Annotated in this window: 15 protein-coding genes; 13 read left to right on the forward strand and 2 right to left on the reverse strand. The window is 68.5% G+C overall.

The genetic code is table 11. From position 1 onward, the window contains the following. Positions 1-101: 101 nt before the first annotated feature. The 5 genes from WMN78_RS20095 (at position 102) to WMN78_RS20115 (ending at position 2,959) form a co-directional block, all read left to right on the forward strand. Entirely contained in the window at positions 102-560 is a 459-nt protein-coding gene (locus WMN78_RS20095) for a hypothetical protein (RefSeq protein ID WP_340535524.1), read from the forward strand. After that, positions 557-1,348: an AzlC family ABC transporter permease gene (locus tag WMN78_RS20100; protein ID WP_340535525.1), complete on the forward strand. Its 792-nt coding sequence runs from the start codon at positions 557-559 to the stop codon at positions 1,346-1,348. Before WMN78_RS20095 ends, WMN78_RS20100 begins: the two co-directional genes overlap by 4 nt. Beyond that, positions 1,345-1,656 carry an AzlD domain-containing protein gene (locus WMN78_RS20105; protein ID WP_104173786.1) on the forward strand — a complete coding sequence of 104 codons (312 nt, stop codon included), beginning with the start codon at positions 1,345-1,347 and terminating at the stop codon, positions 1,654-1,656. Before WMN78_RS20100 ends, WMN78_RS20105 begins: the two co-directional genes overlap by 4 nt. Before the next feature lie 52 nt (positions 1,657-1,708). Then, on the forward strand, positions 1,709-2,071 hold the full coding sequence (locus tag WMN78_RS20110) for a hypothetical protein (RefSeq protein ID WP_340535526.1): 363 nt from the start codon (positions 1,709-1,711) through the stop codon (positions 2,069-2,071). Between the two features lie 150 nt (positions 2,072-2,221). After that, positions 2,222-2,959 (forward strand): GAF and ANTAR domain-containing protein, encoded by a 738-nt coding sequence (locus WMN78_RS20115; RefSeq protein WP_340535527.1) that lies wholly within the window; start codon positions 2,222-2,224, stop codon positions 2,957-2,959. A gap of 58 nt (positions 2,960-3,017) precedes the next feature. Here WMN78_RS20115 and WMN78_RS20120 read toward each other — a convergent pair whose 3' ends face one another. Next, positions 3,018-3,653 carry a helix-turn-helix domain-containing protein gene (locus tag WMN78_RS20120; protein ID WP_340535528.1) on the reverse strand — a complete coding sequence of 212 codons (636 nt, stop codon included), beginning with the start codon at positions 3,651-3,653 and terminating at the stop codon, positions 3,018-3,020. Positions 3,654-3,765: 112 nt separating this feature from the next. Here WMN78_RS20120 and WMN78_RS20125 point away from each other — a divergent pair, with 112 nt between their 5' ends. The 8 genes from WMN78_RS20125 to ppsA all read left to right on the forward strand — a co-directional run bounded on the left by WMN78_RS20125 (position 3,766) and on the right by ppsA (position 14,049). Continuing rightward, positions 3,766-4,116, forward strand: a complete 351-nt coding sequence (locus WMN78_RS20125) for a thiamine-binding protein (RefSeq protein ID WP_340535529.1) — start codon at positions 3,766-3,768, stop codon at positions 4,114-4,116. A gap of 66 nt (positions 4,117-4,182) precedes the next feature. Further along, complete coding sequence (locus WMN78_RS20130; protein ID WP_340535530.1) at positions 4,183-4,860, forward strand: O-methyltransferase; 678 nt, start codon at positions 4,183-4,185, stop codon at positions 4,858-4,860. 84 nt (positions 4,861-4,944) lie between these two features. Continuing rightward, on the forward strand, positions 4,945-5,424 hold the full coding sequence (locus WMN78_RS20135) for a DNA starvation/stationary phase protection protein (RefSeq protein ID WP_340535531.1): 480 nt from the start codon (positions 4,945-4,947) through the stop codon (positions 5,422-5,424). Positions 5,425-5,441: 17 nt separating this feature from the next. After that, on the forward strand, positions 5,442-6,623 hold the full coding sequence (locus WMN78_RS20140) for an acyl-CoA dehydrogenase family protein (protein ID WP_425341184.1): 1,182 nt from the start codon (positions 5,442-5,444) through the stop codon (positions 6,621-6,623). Next, positions 6,617-7,984 (forward strand): bifunctional PIG-L family deacetylase/class I SAM-dependent methyltransferase, encoded by a 1,368-nt coding sequence (locus WMN78_RS20145; protein ID WP_340535532.1) that lies wholly within the window; start codon positions 6,617-6,619, stop codon positions 7,982-7,984. The genes WMN78_RS20140 and WMN78_RS20145 overlap by 7 nt, the downstream gene beginning before the upstream one ends. Positions 7,985-7,997: 13 nt before the next feature. Then, positions 7,998-8,834, forward strand: a complete 837-nt coding sequence (locus WMN78_RS20150; protein ID WP_340535533.1) for a glycosyltransferase family 2 protein — start codon at positions 7,998-8,000, stop codon at positions 8,832-8,834. A gap of 105 nt (positions 8,835-8,939) precedes the next feature. Continuing rightward, positions 8,940-11,675: a cation-transporting P-type ATPase gene (locus WMN78_RS20155; protein ID WP_340535694.1), complete on the forward strand. Its 2,736-nt coding sequence runs from the start codon at positions 8,940-8,942 to the stop codon at positions 11,673-11,675. Beyond that, a complete protein-coding gene (ppsA, locus tag WMN78_RS20160; protein WP_340535534.1) occupies positions 11,668-14,049 on the forward strand; it encodes a phosphoenolpyruvate synthase in 2,382 nt (793 codons plus the stop codon). Before WMN78_RS20155 ends, ppsA begins: the two co-directional genes overlap by 8 nt. On the opposite strand, the gene WMN78_RS20165 is transcribed toward ppsA, so the two are convergent. Beyond that, entirely contained in the window at positions 14,001-15,959 is a 1,959-nt protein-coding gene (locus WMN78_RS20165) for a heavy metal translocating P-type ATPase (protein ID WP_340535535.1), read from the reverse strand. The genes ppsA and WMN78_RS20165 overlap by 49 nt on opposite strands. Between the last annotated feature and the right edge of the window lie 197 nt (positions 15,960-16,156).

Here is a 16,156-nt window from a genome sequence, read left to right on the forward strand (position 1 = left end):
AAGCTACGCCCGGTTGCCGGTCCTGACCCGGGCGAAAGGTCCTGAACGTGCGCGATGCCCGCGGTTACCGGGCGCGTCTGCGGCTGTGGTTGCATGGATCCATGCCATTCACCTGGTCCGGCCGGGCCACCCAGACCCTCTCAGCGGCTGCCATGGGCGCACTGCTGCTGACCAGCGCCATGAAGCACTTCCGCGACCCTGCGTTTTTCCACCAGGTAGTTCCCGATTTCCTGTGCCGTGACGACTCCGGTGACCGCCCCAACGGCGCGTGGGCCGTGATGACCCGGGATGAATGGGTGGCGCTCAGCGGCCTGCTGGAGGCGGGTGCCGCCGTCGGGCTCATGATCCCGGCCACCCGCCCGGCCGCCGCATGGGGCGTGACCGCAATGTTCACGGTGTTCCTTGCCGGGCACGCCGACGCCCTCCGCCGCGCGTACGGCCCGGCCGGAACTGCGGCGCAGCGGAAAATGCATACTGCGCGGCTGCCACTGCAGCTGCCGCTGATCGCCTGGGCCTGGAGCCTGCGGAAACCGGGCCAGGCTGCCCGGCACCGGCAATGAAGCTCCTGCAGTCCCCGGCCGTGCGGGTGGGGCTGTCCATCAGCATCGCCACCGGGCTGTACGGGATTTCCTTCGGGGCACTCGGCGTCACGTCAGGGCTGGATTTCTGGCAGACCATGGCTCTGAGCCTGCTGCTGTTCAGCGGCGGTTCCCAGTTCGCGTTCATCGGCGTGGTGGCGGGCGGCGGATCAGGGGTGGCAGCCATGGGGGCGGCCACTCTCCTGGGCATGCGCAACGGCATCTACGGCATGCAGCTCAACGCGCTGCTGCAGCCGCGCGGGTGGCGCAAGTACGCCGCCGCCCACGTCACCATCGACGAATCAACGGCCACCAGCACCGGCCAGACGGACCCGGCCGAGCAGCGGCGGGGATTCTGGACCGCGGGCATCGGCATCTTTGTGCTCTGGAACGTGTTCACTGCCGTGGGGGCACTGGCAGGGAGCGCCCTGGGGGACCCCAAACAATGGGGGCTCGACGGCGCCGCGGTGGCGGCCTTCCTCGGCCTGCTCTGGCCGCGGCTCAAGGGCCGCGAGCCGGTGGCCATCGCCGTGGTGTGCGCCCTCGCCACGGTACTGGCCGTGCCCTTCGTGCCCGCGGGGGTTCCCATCCTGATAGCGGCTTTCGTGGCGGCGGCAATCGGCTGGTTCAGCCATGGCCGCAGCGACGAGGGGCTGGAGCCGGATGTGGACCCGTATGCCGAGCACCACCAGCACGAGAGCACTCACGGCGACACTCACGGCGAGCACCGGCACTCCGGCCGGCGCCCCCGTTCGGGTGGTGGGCAATGAATCTTTGGATGTGGCTATTGCTTGCCTGCCTCCTGGGCTACGCCTGGAAATTGCTGGGCTATCTGGTCCCTGCCAGCCTCCTGCGCAATCCGCGGATGTCCCGGATCGCAGGCACAATGACCATCGGACTGCTGGCCTCGCTCACCATTGTGAACGCGGTGGCGTCGGGCCAGGCGCTCGCGTTTGACGCCAGAATGGGCGCCCTGGCTGCGGCGGGAATCGCCCTGTGGCTCCGGGCGCCCTTCCTGGTGGTAGTCCTCGCCGGGGCCGGCGCGGCCGCCGGGCTTCGGCTGCTTGGCTGGAGTTGACGACGGCCACCAGGCCCTAGTGACCCCGCCCGTGGTGTGGCAGGATTCGAATATGAGCGAAGAACAAGCGTCAGCCGTTCCTGCTACCGAGAAGGACGCCAAATCAAGGCCCTACTTGCCCTCGCCGGGATCCGAATCCACCCGTGAAATGCGCGAGATGTCCCGCCGCCGCAGGGACGCCGAGGAGAAGCTCCAGCAGCATCTGCAGGAAGCGGACCACCTGCACGAGGAACACATGAAGGCCCACCAACGGGAGACGCAACTTGCCGATGAGGGCGCGCACCATGAGGGCGGGCACCATGAGGGCGGGCACCATGAGGGCGGGGCGCCCGCAGAAGGGACCGCTACTGAAGGCGGTGCCTCCGAGGGGGAGGCCCCGGACCAGGGGGAAGCCGGCACCAAACCGGCGGAGTGACCCCGGCCCTGGCCGCGCCACAACAAATGCGCGCCACAACAAATGTGAGATCAAGCCGTTGGCCTGTGGGGAGGCTCCGTTGTTTCTGTTTTCAGATTTTTCCGGTGAGACGAGGTATCAGTCGCGGTCCACGAGCATCGGGGGCCGTAAGTGACGGGCACCCGGCTGGGCCAGTACCTTGCGGAACGGCTGCAGGACCTGGTCCTTGAAAGTGCCGATCTGCAGGACTTCCTTCAGGAGCTGTGCCAGTTCTCGGCCGGATTCATCGGGAAGGCAACCGGGCTTCCCGTGCTGTGCGCCGTCACGCTGGTGCGCGCCCGGCGGCCTGCGGCCTCCGCGGGGAGCGGACCCGCGGCAATGCTACTGGGGGAAGTCCAGCGGGCCACCGGCGAAAGCCCGTCCCTGGCGGCACTGGAGTCAGGAACTACGGTTTCCGTACCGGATGCCAGGACGGACACGCGCTGGCCGCGCTACAGCCGGGCCGTGATGAAGACCGGCCAGCTCAGCGCTCTGTCCCTCCCGCTACGGTTGGATCCGGAAGCCGCCGCGTCCGTCTCATTCTTCGCGCCGGAGGCAGGGGCTTTCGACGACGAGGCAATCGTGATTTGCGAGGCGTTCGCTGCCCGTGCCGGCAAAGCCATGCGGCTGGCCGGCCGCATCGCGGCCTCGAAGGACCTCAATGACGACCTCCTTGAGGCCCTGAAGTCCCGCACCAGCATCAATCTCGCCTCGGGCATTGTCATGGGCCAGAGCCGCTGCTCGCAGGCCGAAGCGTTTGCGATCCTGAGCCGGGTCTCCAGTAACCGCAACGTCAAGCTGCGGGTCGTGGCCGAGGACCTGCTGCGTAGGTTCGATACGAAGCCGGGAGCCGCCCATTTCCACGGCTAGGGACGGCCGGCTGCACGAAGACCGGCCGCCCGACGACAGGGAACGGCCGGCGGACGAATCAGGGCAGGATGATTGAATCGAAGGCCGTGCCCGGCAGGGGCGACTGGGGAGGCAGCGGCCGGCGGGGCCGCTCCGTGCGGATGGCGTCCTCCACCAGTGCCACGGGGCGCCGCCAGGCGTCGGATCCGGCTTCCATGGTGTCCACAACGCCGATCAGCATTGCCAGAAGGCGGATGACGTCGGTCATGGAGATGTCGGTGCGCAGCGTTCCTTGAGCCTGGCCGCGGCCCAGCAGGACGGCCACGGACTCAAAGAGGCTGCCGGTGATTCCGGTCAGCAGGCCGCGGCGGCCGGCCACGGCGCCGAGCAGGTTGGCATCCTCGCTGGCCGCTCCCATCAGCGAATCGATCACGCGGAACAGCCCGTCGGCGGCATCCGGTCCGGCCAGGGCGTCGTCGATCACAGGGTCCACCATCAGGCGGAGCTGGCGGTTGAGTGCGGCCAGGACCAGCTGTTCCTTGTCCGCAAAGTTCCGGAAGAGGGTCGCGGGTCCCACGCCGGCGGTGACGGCGATGGTCTGCAACGGCACGTCCGGGCCATATTCACGGAAGCACTTGCGGGCGGCGGTGATGATCTTGTCCACATTGCGCGCAGCATCCGCACGGAGGGGCTTGCGTTCGACTGCGAGGTTCATTTTTCAAGGTTAGCAACGCTGGGGCTGAGCGCCCGGGTTACTGATTGGTAGCCGCGAATGTACCCGTATGTGACGAATGCATCGAGGAATTCCGCTGTGGGAGACTGGGTCCATGTTGCTCGCATTCTCAGTTGCACCGTCCGGCCAGCCGGCCCACCCGGCCGGTGATTCCGGCGCTAATTCCACTGCCGCACCTGCTGACGCTTCGGTCCACGACGCCGTCGCTGCCGCCGTCAAGATCGTCCGGGATTCCGGGCTGCCCAACCATACGGATTCCATGTTCACCACCATCGAGGGTGAGTGGGACGAGGTGTTCGCCGTGGTGAAGGCGGCCACCGAGGCTGTGGGCCGATTTGGCAGCCGGGTGTCGCTGGTGATCAAGGCGGACATCCGCCCCGGCTATTCCGGCGAGCTGGCCGGCAAAGTGGAGCGGCTGGAAAACGCCATCGCCGACGCCGGCTAATTTCCGTTTCCCGTTTCTGCGGCACTCTCCTTCCCACGGAGCATCGCCGGCTGCCAGACTGGGCCCATGATTGAGCACCGGCCCGAACCCCAGTGGGTCTCCGTGGAGAGGTTCCTGACCGACGTCGTGGTCCGTCCCGGCAGTCCGCTCAAGCGGGCGGTCACATCCGCCATTGAGGCCGGCATGCCGCCCATAGAGGTGGCGCCGAATGCCGGGAAGCTCCTCAAGCTGCTGGTGCAGCTTTCCGGCGCCCGGCGCGTGCTGGAGATCGGGACGCTGGCCGGCTTCAGCACCATCTGGATGGCCCAGGGATTGCCCGACGACGGCGACCTCGTCACGTGCGAATACCTCCCCGAGCATGCCCGCGTGGCGCGCGGGAACGTGGACGCCGCGGGCCTCGGGCACAAGGTGGACATCCGGGTGGGAGCCGCGCTGGAAACCCTTCCGGGGCTGCAGGATGACGGCCGCGGACCGTTCGATTTCGTGTTCATCGATGCGGACAAGGAAAACAACCCGCAGTACTTGGAATGGGCCATCAGGCTGGGCCGGCCGGGCACTGTGATCGTGATGGACAACGTGGTGTGGGAGGGTGCGCTGCTCGATCCGTCCATGGACGAGGTCAACGCGCCGGGAATCATCACCGCTCTGGAAATGATGGGAGCGGATCCCCGGCTGGACGGAACGGTCATGCAGACCGTGGGGTCGAAGGGCTGGGACGGCTTCGCGCTGGCGCTCGTCAAGTGACTTCACTCCGGCAAGATGCTAAGTATGCTTAGAATAAGCTAACGCCGGACGAGCCCGTCCGTATCGCCTGCAGTGGAGGAAGAAATGAAGGCTTCACCGACCCTTGCCAGCAATCTTCAGATGGTCCTCACGGACCTGATCGAACTTCACGTACAGGGCAAGCAGGCGCACTGGAACATCGTGGGAACCAACTTCCGCGACCTCCACCTTCAGCTCGATGAAATCGTCACCAGCGTCCGGCTGTTCGCGGATGAAACGGCCGAACGCATGCGCGCCCTGCATGCCCTCCCCGACGGCAGGAGCGCCACGATATCCGCCGACACCCGGCTGGAGCAGTTCCCGGAAGGCCTCACCTCCACCAAGGACGCCGTCAAGCTGATCACCGCCCGTCTGGAGCGCACCGTAAAGACCATGCGTGACGTCCATGACGAGGTGGATGAGGAAGACCCCACCAGCGCGGACCTGCTCCACGCCGGGATCTCGCGGCTGGAGCAGCTCGCCTGGATGGTCAACGCCGAGACCATGACCGCGGCGGCCCCCGTCACGGTGCCTGAAGAAAACTGAACGCAGCGGCAGGCAGAATGGATCCCGACAGGCATGGTTCCAACCAGCCTTTAACCAACCGAAGTTCGCCTCAGCCGGAGGCCCGGGCGGTGCGGATCAGGCCCCGCCCGGACAGTCCAGACGGCCCGGTCGCCTTGGCTCCGCTGCTGGCCGCCGTGCGAGAAGGCACAGGAGATGTGCCGGCGCTGCTTTCACTGGCGCGGGACATCGGACGGACAGCACCCCGGCCGGGGGAGGGTAATACGGCCCGGCTCTGGGAACTGCTGGCGTCCGTGACGTCCGTGGACGTGGCCGCCGGCCGGATCCTCGAACCGCACCTTGACGCCGTCGCCATCCTGGCCCAGGCCGGTTCCCACTCCGGCTCACTGGCCGGCGCTGGGCCTGGTGACGGAACCGCGGACGGAGCATGGGGAGTTTTCGCCGCGGAAGGGCCGGGACTGCGGCTGGAGGCCACTGCGGACGGCTCCGGGAAGTACATCCTGAACGGTTCCAAGCCCTGGTGCTCGCTGGCGGCCCAGCTGGACGGGGCCGTGCTGACCGCCCACGTGGTAGTCGGAGACCATGAGGCCGGCTCCGAAGAGCAGCCCGGCGGCAGGGCAGCCTTTGCCGTCGACCTGCACGCACCCGGTGTTTCCTGCGAGACGCCGCAGTGGACCAGCCGGGGCCTGCGCGAAATCCCCAGCGGCACTGTCCACTTCGACGGCGTCAGCGCCGTGCCGGTGGGCGGAGCGGGCTGGTACTTCCAGCGTCCGGGCTTCGCCTGGGGCGGAATGGGCGTTGCGGCCTGCTGGTTCGGCGGAGCCGTTGCCCTGGCACGTGACTTCAGCTCCGCGCTGGCCGCCGCCGCGGACAAGGGGCGGGAGCCGGACCAGATAGCGCTGGCCCACCTGGGCGAAACGGACCGGATTGTCACCTCTGTGGCCGGCTACCTGGCACGGACGGCCGAACGGATCGACGCCGGCGAACTCTCCGGCTCCGGTGCGTGGAGCGAGGCGTTGCGCGTCCGCGGAACCGTTGCTGCCGCCGCCGAACGCATCCAGGCTGTAGTGGCCCAGAACCTGGGCCCCGGCCCCCTTGCCTTCAACGAGGCCTACGGAAAACGCATTGCGGACCTGTCGTTGTACATCCGGCAGCACCACGCCATGCGGGACGACGCCCAGCTGGGTGCACTGACCTTGAAAGGGGACCGCTCATGGTGACTTTCTCACACGCGGACACCGGGACCGCCGAGTCCGAATGGGAGGCCAGCGGCCTGGCCGTACTCCCCGAACTTCCCCTCAATCCTGACGAGCTCGCGGCCATGAGCTTCATTGTGCTGGCTGCCCATCCGGATGATGAGACGCTGGGCGCGGGAGGACTCCTTGCGCGGCTGAACGCCGCCGGCGCGGCCATCGAAGTGCTGCTGTGCACGGCGGGGGAGGCCTCGCACCCGGAGTCTCCGACGACGACGCCGGACCAGCTCGCCGCCGTCCGGCTCAATGAGTTCAGGGCGGCTGTGTCCGGGCTGGCCCCCGGAGCCGCCCGGCAGTTCCTGCACTTCCGGGACGGCCACCTTGCAGCCGACCGGGACCGCGTCGCCGCCGCCGTCAGGGAATCGATCGCAGCGGCCGGACGCCCGGCGGACCAGGTGGTTATCGTGGCGCCCTACCGCTCCGACGGTCACACCGACCACGACGTCCTGGGCGCCGTGGCCGCCGAGGTGGCGGCCCAGGGCGGCCACGGGCTGCTGGAATACCCTGTCTGGTACTGGTTGTGGGCCTCGCCGGCGGATCCCGCCTGGCAGCCGTGGGTCCGCGTGCAGCTGACCCCGGACGAGCTGCGGGCCAAAGCGGCGGCGCTCCTGGCCCACTCCTCGCAGACGCAGCCGCTGTCCGACCAGCCCGGCGACGAGGCTCTTCTCGCCGGCAGCTTCATCGAGCATTTTTCCCGGCCCTGGGAAACGTTCGCGTGGCACGGTCCTGCCGGCGGGACCAACAGTGCGGAGGACGCCGAGCGGATCTTCGATGCCGTGCACGGCGGGGATGCCGACCCGTGGAGCTACACCACCAGCTGGTACGAAAGGCGCAAGCGGGCGCTGACCCTGGCCATCCTTCCGGAACCTGCCTACGGCTCCGGCCTTGAAATCGGCTGTTCCATCGGCACGCTGAGCGTGGAACTCGCCGCCCGCTGCCAGGAATTCGTGGCAATTGACGCCAGCAGCACCGCTCTGGTCCAGGCTGCGGAGCGGCTCTCCGGCCACGCTGCCGCGCGGACCCTGCACCTAGCCGTTCCGCAGCAATGGCCCGAGGGCAGCTTCGACCTCGTGGTGGTCTCCGAGACGGGGTACTACCTGACACCGGAGGAGCTGGCCGGACTGTTCACGCGGATTAAGGCCTCGCTGAACCCCGGGGGGACCCTGCTGCTCTGCCATTGGCGGCATCCGGTATCCGGTTGGGAACTGGACGGGGACTCCGTCCACGCCATGGCCCGGCAGCAGCTCCGCTGGCCCACGGAAGGGCTCTACGTGGAGAAGGACTTCGTCCTGGAAGTCTTCGCTGCCCCGGCCGGAATCCGGCAGTGAGATGACCGGTGAGATGACGGAACGGGCAGCGCGGTGCCCTGCCGCCGCGGCCGTGCCCGGGGAGGTCTTTGCCCGGCAGCGCATCGACCGGGTAGAGGTGGTGGTGCCCGCCCACAATGAGGACCAGCACCTTGACCGCGCCCTGGCTGCGCTCCGTGCCGCCGCCGACGCGCTGCAGGACGAACGGCCCGAAGTGCAGACTGCCATCACCGTGGTGCTGGACAGCTGCACCGACCGTTCAGCGGACATCGCCGCCGGTTTTGTTGCCTCGGACAGGCGGTTTGCGGCTGTAGCCGTGCGGCTGGGGAGCACCGGGGCCAGCCGCGCGGCCGGGGTCCGGGCTGCCGGAATCACCATGGGGGACCCCGGGCCCGCCGTCCTGGCGGCCACGGAGCTGTGGGCGGGCCGCGTCTGGCTGGCCAATACCGATGCGGACTCCGCCGTTCCGCTGAATTGGCTGGTGCGCCAGGTTGACCTGGCCGATGCCGGGGCGGACGCCGTCCTGGGATCCGTGGAGCCGGATCCCGCGGGCACGGATCCTGCGATCCTGCGCCGGTGGCTGGCGCGCCACCCGTTCACGGAGGACCACCCGCACATCTATGGCGCGAACTTCGGCGTCCGCGCCTCTGCCTACCTTGCAGCTGGCGGGTTTCCCCGGATGCGCGTGCACGAGGACCGGGTCCTGGTGGAGAACCTGCGCCGGCGCGCGTACACGGTGTTGGCCACCGACACTATCCGGGTGCTGACCTCAGGCCGCACGCATGCCCGCGCCCCGCAGGGGTTCGGTGCGTACCTTCGCGCACTGGCGCTAGACCTGCCGGTACCAGACCCCCGCAGTGGTGACCTTTGACCCTAGGACGCTGACCTTCCAGGCCGCATCCTCGATCCATGGGGTTACCCCTCAGGGCCGTGGTTTCGTGTGTCCGGCGCTGCCCGTGAACAACGGGCCGCAGCCGTGATCCCTGGCGCCGGCTCCCTGCCGGAAACTGCCGGCCTCAGCTCCGAGGAGGCTGCCCTCCGGCTGCGGCAGGTCGGGCCGAACCGGCTGCCGGAGGCTCACCCGGTCCCGCGCTGGCGCAAACTCCTGGCCGAACTAACCCACTTCTTCGCCGTCATGCTTTGGGTCGCGGCCGGGCTCGCCTACGTGGCCGGCATGCCCCAGCTGGCCGTGGCAATCGTCGTGGTGATCCTGGTCAACGGTCTGTTCGCCTATATCCAGCAGGAGCGTGCACAACGGGCTGCCTCCAAGCTTCGCGAGCTGCTCCCGGCCATGGTTTCAGTCCGCCGCGACAGACGCATTGTGAAAGTCCACACCACTGAGCTCGTGCCCGACGACGTGGTGGTGCTGGTGGCCGGTGACAGGGTCCCGGCCGATCTCCGGCTGGTGCTGGCCGCCGGCTGCTCGGTGGACGAGTCCATGCTCACTGGTGAAAGTGAAGCCGTAGCCAAGGCCCCGGGAGACTCCGTGCTCGGCGGGACATTCCTGGTCAACGGCGAGGCGGAGGGAACCGTCACAGGCACCGGCGGCGCCACCCGCCTTGCTGAGATCGCGGCACTGTCAGGGAAGGTCGAGGCACCGGCCAGCCCGCTGGCGCGGGAACTGCAGCGGATTGTCCGTGTTGTCGCGGCCGTGGCGCTGGGGATCGGCGTGCTGTTTTTTGTGCTCTCGCTGCTGGTGGGTATTTCCTGGCGCGACGCCTTCCTCTTCGCGATCGGAGTGGCGGTTGCCCTCGTGCCCGAAGGCCTGCTGCCCACCGTGACGCTCTCCCTGGCGGTCGGGGCGCAGCGGATGGCACAGCGCAACGCACTGGTCCGGAACCTGGAAGCGGTGGAAACCCTCGGCTCCACCACGTTCATTTGCACGGACAAGACCGGCACGCTCACTCAAAACAGGATGAACGCCGTCGAGGTCTGGACCCCGGCGGGGCTGCTCAGCATCATCGGCGCCGGCTACGGGCCACAGGCCGAGGTCACCGGGACGGGAGCGGGGGAAGCCCGGCACCTCAGCACCGCTGCGCGGGCTGCCTCGGCGGGGCGCGCGGTGCTCCACGAGGGGCAGTGGATTGCCGAGGGCGACCCGATGGAGGCTGCCATTGATGCGCTCGCCGCCCGGCTGGCGGGCCCGGGGCAGCCGCCCGATGATCCCGTGGTGTCGCACCGCTTCGCCTTCGATCCCCGCAGGCTGCGGGAGTCGGCGATCGTCGCCACCACGCTCTTCGTCAAGGGTGCGCCGGAGTCCGTGATTCCGCTGTGTGGCGGGGACGGCGCGGACCGGGCCCTGCACATGGTGGACCAGATGGCCTCCCACGGCCTGCGGGTACTGGCCGTGGCCGAGCGAAGCCTGCCCGGCCTGCCCGGGGCCAGCTTCAAGCTCGAGGATGTCGAGACCGGGCTGACGCTGCTGGGGCTGATCGGCCTCCACGACCCGCCCCGGGCCGAAGTCCGCCTGGCGCTCGAAGCCGCCCGCGAGGCGGGGATCAAGGTGGCCATGGTCACCGGCGACCACGCCTTCACCGCGGCCGCCATCGCCCGGGAAACCGGACTGATCGGGTCACCCGAGCTGGTGCTGGAGGGACACACACTGCCGGAGGACGACGCCGTCCTGACCGCCCTGCTGGACCGCGACGGCGTGGTGGTCAGCCGGGTCACGCCTGAACAAAAACTCCGGGTGGCCCGCCTGCTCCAGCTCAGGGGCCACGTGGTGGCGATGACCGGCGACGGCGTCAACGACGGCCCGGCGCTCCAGCAGGCCGATATCGGCGTGGCCATGGGGCTGAGCGGCACGGACGTAGCCCGCGAGTCGGCGGACCTGGTGCTCCTGGATGACGACTTCGCCACGATCATCGCCGCAGTGGAGCAGGGCCGTGCCACGTACGCGAATATCCGGCGGTTCCTGACCTACCATTTGACGGACAACGTCGCCGAGCTCACCCCGTTCGTGATCTGGGCCCTCTCCGGCGGCCGGTTCCCGCTGGCCCTGAGCGTGCTGCAGATCCTCGCCCTCGACATCGGCACCGACCTGCTCCCGGCGCTGGCCCTGGGCAGCGAAGCCCCCAGCAAAGGAACGCTCAAACGGCCGCCGGAGCGGAGGCACCTGATGGACCGTGCCTTGATGTTCCGGGTCTTCGGGCTGCTGGGTCCGGTGGAAGCCGTCTTCGAAATGACCGCCTACACTGCCGTGCTCCTGGGTGCGGGCTGGCGCCCGGGCGCGGAGCTTCCGGCGGCAGACGTCCTGATGGCCGCCTCGGGTGCCGCTTTCACCACAGTGGTCCTGGCCCAGCTTGCCAACGCCTTCGCCTGCCGCAGCGCTTCCGTACCGCCGTGGCGGCTCGGCTGGTTCAGTAACCGGCTGCTGCTCTGGGCGGTACTGGCCGAGCTGGGGCTGCTGGCGGTGTTCCTGTTCCTCGGGCCGCTGGCCACCCTGCTGGGCCACGCCCCGCCGTCGCCCGGGGGCCTGGCCGTGGCGCTCGCCGCGATTCCCGCCGTCGTCGTCGCGGACTGGCTGTACAAGGAGGCCCGGCACCGCCGGACCGGCACTGCCGCTCCGGCGCTGCTTGCCGCCCCGCGGACCGCCCCGCGTGCGGCGCCGGCCGTGCACCGGCAGGTGAGGTCCAAAGCCTCTGACCCGCGGCGGCCAGGCAAACGAGGATCAATCCATGGAGGACCAAGCAGCGGGAGCAGCCATGACTGAAAGCCATGTGGTGTGGTTCGACGAAATCGGGATGGAGCATGTGCCCCAGGTGGGCGGCAAGAACGCGTCGCTGGGGGAGATGACCCGCTCGCTCAAGTCCCGCGGAGTGCGCGTGCCGGACGGCTTTGCCACCACGGCGGCCGCCTACCGAACCTTCATCGAAGTCAACGGCATCGACTCCGCCATGCGGGCCCGGATCGCGGAGTACCGTGCCGGCAAGACGTCGCTGCGGGCCACGGGCGAGGCCATCCGTGAGCTGTTCCTGTCCAGTGAATTCCCGGAGGACATCGCCGAGTCCATCCGCAGCCACTACCGCACGCTGGCCGAGCGGGCCGGACTGGACCGGCTGTCCGTTGCCGTCCGCAGCAGCGCCACCGCAGAGGACCTCCCGGACGCCAGCTTCGCAGGGCAGCAGGAGACGTTCCTGAACATTTCCGGTGAACGTGAACTCCTTGACGCCTGCCGGCGCTGCTACGCATCGCTATTTACTGACCGCGCCATCAGTTACCGGGAGGTGAAGGGATTCGAGCACCTTGATGTGGCACTTTCCATCGGGGTGCAGCGGATGGTGAGGTCCGACGTCGGCGCCTCCGGAGTGATGTTCTCCATCGACACTGATTCGGGCTTCCCCCGCGCGGCCGTGATCAGCGCGGCCTGGGGCCTGGGCGAAACCGTGGTCCAGGGCAGCATCAACCCGGACAAGTACGTGGTGTTCAAGCCGCTGCTGGCGGACAAGGGCCTGGCCCCGATCATCGAAAAGACCCTTGGCTCCAAGGCCCGGAAGATGGTCTACAGCCACGGCGGCCACGCGCGGACGCGGACGGTGGATACGTCCGCGGAGGAGCGGAGCTCGTTCGTGCTGGACGACGCCGAAATCCTGGATCTGGCGCGCTGGGCGGTGACCGTGGAGGAGCACTACGGCCGTCCCATGGACATGGAGTGGGCCCGCGACGGCGCCACCGGGGAACTGTTCATGGTGCAGGCGCGGCCCGAAACCGTCCAGGCGCTCAAAAGCGGGACGCGCTTCACCATCCACCACCTCCGCGGCACGGGAAAGGTCCTGGCCTCCGGTGCCGCGATCGGGGATTCCATCGCGCAGGGCACGGCGTGTGTCATCCGGAGCACCCGGGATATCGACACCTTCCGCGACGGCGCCATCCTGGTCACCGAAATGACGGACCCCGACTGGGTGCCGGTTATGAAGCGGGCCTCGGGGATCGTCACGGACCACGGCGGGACCACCAGCCACGCGGCCATCGTGAGCCGCGAACTGGGGGTACCCGCCGTCGTCGGCACCGGAAACGCAACCAGCGCCCTGGGCGAGGACCAGGCCGTGACGCTGAGCTGCGCGGAGGGGGACCTGGGCCGGGTCTACGAGGGCACCGTGCCGTTCGACACCGAGGACGTGGACCTCGGCGCCCTTCCCGCCACCCGTACGGCCATGATGGTGAACATCGCCAGCCCGGGAGCCGCCTTCCAGTGGTGGCGACTGCCGGCGGCGGGGGTGGGACTGGCCCGGATGGAGTTCATCATCAGCAACCTGATCCGGGTCCATCCCATGGCGCTGGTTCATCCGGAGCGGGTCACGGACGCGGACGAAGCCCGGCAGATCAAGGAGCTGACCAGCGGCTACGCGGACCCCCGGGAGTACTTCGTGGAGGCGCTGGCACTGGGCATCGCCAAGATCGCCGCGCCATACCACCCGCACCCGGTGATCGTCAGGCTCAGCGACTTCAAGACCAACGAGTACGCGCACCTCATCGGCGGCGGCTCCTTCGAACAGCCGGAAGAGAACCCCATGCTGGGCTTCCGGGGCGCATCCCGCTACTACGACGAGCGCTACCGGGAGGGTTTCGCGCTGGAGTGCGCCGCCCTCAAACGGGTGCGGGAAACCATCGGCTTCAGCAACGTGGTTGTGATGGTCCCGTTCTGCCGCACCCCGGACGAAGCGGACCGCGTGCTGGCCGTCATGGCCGAGAATGGCCTGGTACGCGGCGAAAACGGCCTGCAGGTGTACATGATGTGCGAGATCCCCTCCAACGTGGTCCTGGCCGAGAAGTTCGCCCCCAAATTCGACGGCTTCTCCATCGGCTCCAACGATCTCACGCAGCTGGTCCTTGGCGTGGACCGGGATTCCGAGCAGCTGGCCGCCCTGTTCGACGAACGGGACGAGGCCGTGACGGCCATGATCAGCGAAGCCATCCGCAAGGCGCACGCAGCGGGAATCAAGATTGGAATCTGCGGCCAGGGGCCGAGCAACCACCCGGACTTCGCGGCCTTCCTGGTGGGCGAAGGCATCGATTCCATCTCGCTGAACCCGGACAGCTACCTCAAGACCGTGCGGGTGATCGCTGACGTGGAGGCCTCAGCCTGACCTTTGGGCGGTGCCGGGTGCCGGCCCGGGCTCAGCGCGCGCAGCGCATTGAGGATGGTGGCCAGGTCCACCAGCTCCTGCGACAGGGCGCCGGCGATGGCCGGCACGTAGCCCGCCGCGGCCGCCAGCATGAGCCCCACGCTCAGCACTATGCCGATCCAGATGCTTTCCATCGCCACCCGGACCGTGCGCTGTCCGATCCGCACCGCATGCGCCGCCTTGGACAGATCGTCAAGGATGATCACGACGTCGGCAGACTCGCCCGCCGCGGTGGAACCGCGCGCACCCATGGCGATTCCGACGTCGGCCACGGCCAGGACGGGGGCGTCGTTGACGCCGTCACCCACCATCATCACGGGACGGCGCTTCAGGGACTTTACCGCTTCCACTTTGTCCGGCGGAAGACACTCGGCACGGACGTCCGTGAGCCCGACTTCGGCCGCGATGTGCTTTGCTGTGGCAAGGGCGTCGCCGGTCAGCATCACCGTTTCGGTGACCCCCAACTCCGAGAGCTCAGCCAGCGTCCGGCGCGCCTCGGCGCGCAGCGGGTCGCTCATCACCAGGGCCCCGACGTACACCCCGCCCACTCCCACGTAGATGGCCAGCTGGCCGCTGTGGAGGTCCGTTTCCACCACGCCGGGCGCATATCCGGCCACAAAGGAGGGTTTGCCCACCACCACTTCCCGCCCGTCGAACACGGCGCGCACCCCGTGAGTGGCATGTTCCAGCGCCTCACTGGCCGCCTCGAAACGGAGGTCACGGGACGTGGCGGCCTCCATGACGGAAGCTGCCAGGACGTGGGAGGAGTACTGCTCCGCGGAGCCTGCCAGCCGGAGAAGTTCGTCCTGGTCCATGGAGTTGGCCGTCACGATGGCCACCAGGGAGGGCCGGCCGTAGGTGAGCGTTCCGGTTTTGTCGAAGGCAGCGGTGCGGACCTTGCCGAGTTGTTCCAGGACCCCTGCGTACTTGACGATGATGCCGGACTTGGCCGCCTGGCTCATCCCGCCCAGGAATGCCACCGGCGCCGCGATGAGCAGCGGGCAGGGAGTGGCCACCACCAGGACTTCGGCGAAGCGGGTGGGGCTGCCGCTGACGATCCAGGCGATGGCGCCCAGTGCGTAGGCGAACGCGGTGAAGGGGATGGCGTAGCGGTCGGCCAGGCGCACCATGGGGGCGCGGCTCTCCGAGGCCTCCTTCACGAGTGCCACGATCCGGCTGTACTGGGAATCCTCCATCACGGCAGTGACGCGCATCCGGACAGCTGCCTCGCCGTTGACGGAGCCGCTCATGATGCCCTCGCCCGCGGAGCGCTCCACCGGCAGGCTTTCGCCGGTGAGGGACGATTCGTCGAACGTGCCGGCGTCGGAAAGCAGCACGCCGTCCAGCGGCACCACCTCACCGGGTTTGACCAGCAGGATGTCTCCCACCCGGACGTCCGTGGCCGCCACGTCCTCGTGGGCGCCGTTTTCCGCTGGGCTGGTAGCGCCGTTAGCGGGGTCGTTGGGGCTAGTGCCGTTATGGCTGGTGCCGGTTCCGGCGGCGTTGCGCTCCCGGTGGGCGGTCTGCGGTACGCGCGCCAGCAGGGCACTGAGTTCGCCCTTCGCCCTGCCGGCCGCATAGTCTTCAAGGGCCGTGCCGCCGGCCAGCATGAGCACGATGATCATGGAGGCAATGAACTCACCCACCAGCACGGTGCTGACAATCGCCGTCACGGCCAGGATGTCGATGCCCCAGTGCCCTTGGCGCAGGCGCCGCAGCATTCCGAGGGACAGATACGCAGCCACGGCAAGGGCATAGCCGCTCGCGGCAAACCGGGCGATCACTGGCTGGCCGGATGTCAGCAGGACGGCGACAGCCAGCAACGCCAGCACCGTGCCGGCAACGAGCGGATACCGGAGAACAAGTTTCACAGGTAAATCCCGCCTTTGTCTGGACAGTTGGCACGCTGGTTAGCTGATGCGCCAACGGCACCCCCTGCAGGGCACACCTATGGCTAACACTCCATTCAACCCGGGCTGTGGAGCTAGGGGAATAGGTCCCTGATGCACCGGGGAGCGGGCCGGTGGCGGGGCCGCCGGGCCTTTCAGCCCTAGCAGGGTCCGTGCCG

Source organism: Arthrobacter oryzae (assembly GCF_037911235.1).
GTDB classification, from domain to species: Bacteria; Actinomycetota; Actinomycetes; order Actinomycetales; family Micrococcaceae; genus Arthrobacter; species Arthrobacter oryzae_E.

Coding starts and splice junctions, on each gene's coding strand:
- WMN78_RS20130 (WP_340535530.1), top strand. CDS start 4,183: ATGATTGAGCACCGGCCCGAACCCCAGTGGGTCTCCGTGGAGAGGTTC.
- WMN78_RS20110 (WP_340535526.1), top strand. CDS start 1,709: ATGAGCGAAGAACAAGCGTCAGCCGTTCCTGCTACCGAGAAGGACGCC.
- WMN78_RS20100 (WP_340535525.1), top strand. CDS start 557: ATGAAGCTCCTGCAGTCCCCGGCCGTGCGGGTGGGGCTGTCCATCAGC.
- WMN78_RS20095 (WP_340535524.1), top strand. CDS start 102: ATGCCATTCACCTGGTCCGGCCGGGCCACCCAGACCCTCTCAGCGGCT.
- WMN78_RS20135 (WP_340535531.1), top strand. CDS start 4,945: ATGAAGGCTTCACCGACCCTTGCCAGCAATCTTCAGATGGTCCTCACG.
- WMN78_RS20145 (WP_340535532.1), top strand. CDS start 6,617: ATGGTGACTTTCTCACACGCGGACACCGGGACCGCCGAGTCCGAATGG.
- ppsA (WP_340535534.1), top strand. CDS start 11,668: ATGACTGAAAGCCATGTGGTGTGGTTCGACGAAATCGGGATGGAGCAT.
- WMN78_RS20125 (WP_340535529.1), top strand. CDS start 3,766: ATGTTGCTCGCATTCTCAGTTGCACCGTCCGGCCAGCCGGCCCACCCG.
- WMN78_RS20150 (WP_340535533.1), top strand. CDS start 7,998: ATGACGGAACGGGCAGCGCGGTGCCCTGCCGCCGCGGCCGTGCCCGGG.
- WMN78_RS20140 (WP_425341184.1), top strand. CDS start 5,442: ATGGATCCCGACAGGCATGGTTCCAACCAGCCTTTAACCAACCGAAGT.
- WMN78_RS20120 (WP_340535528.1), bottom strand. CDS start 3,653: ATGAACCTCGCAGTCGAACGCAAGCCCCTCCGTGCGGATGCTGCGCGC.
- WMN78_RS20105 (WP_104173786.1), top strand. CDS start 1,345: ATGAATCTTTGGATGTGGCTATTGCTTGCCTGCCTCCTGGGCTACGCC.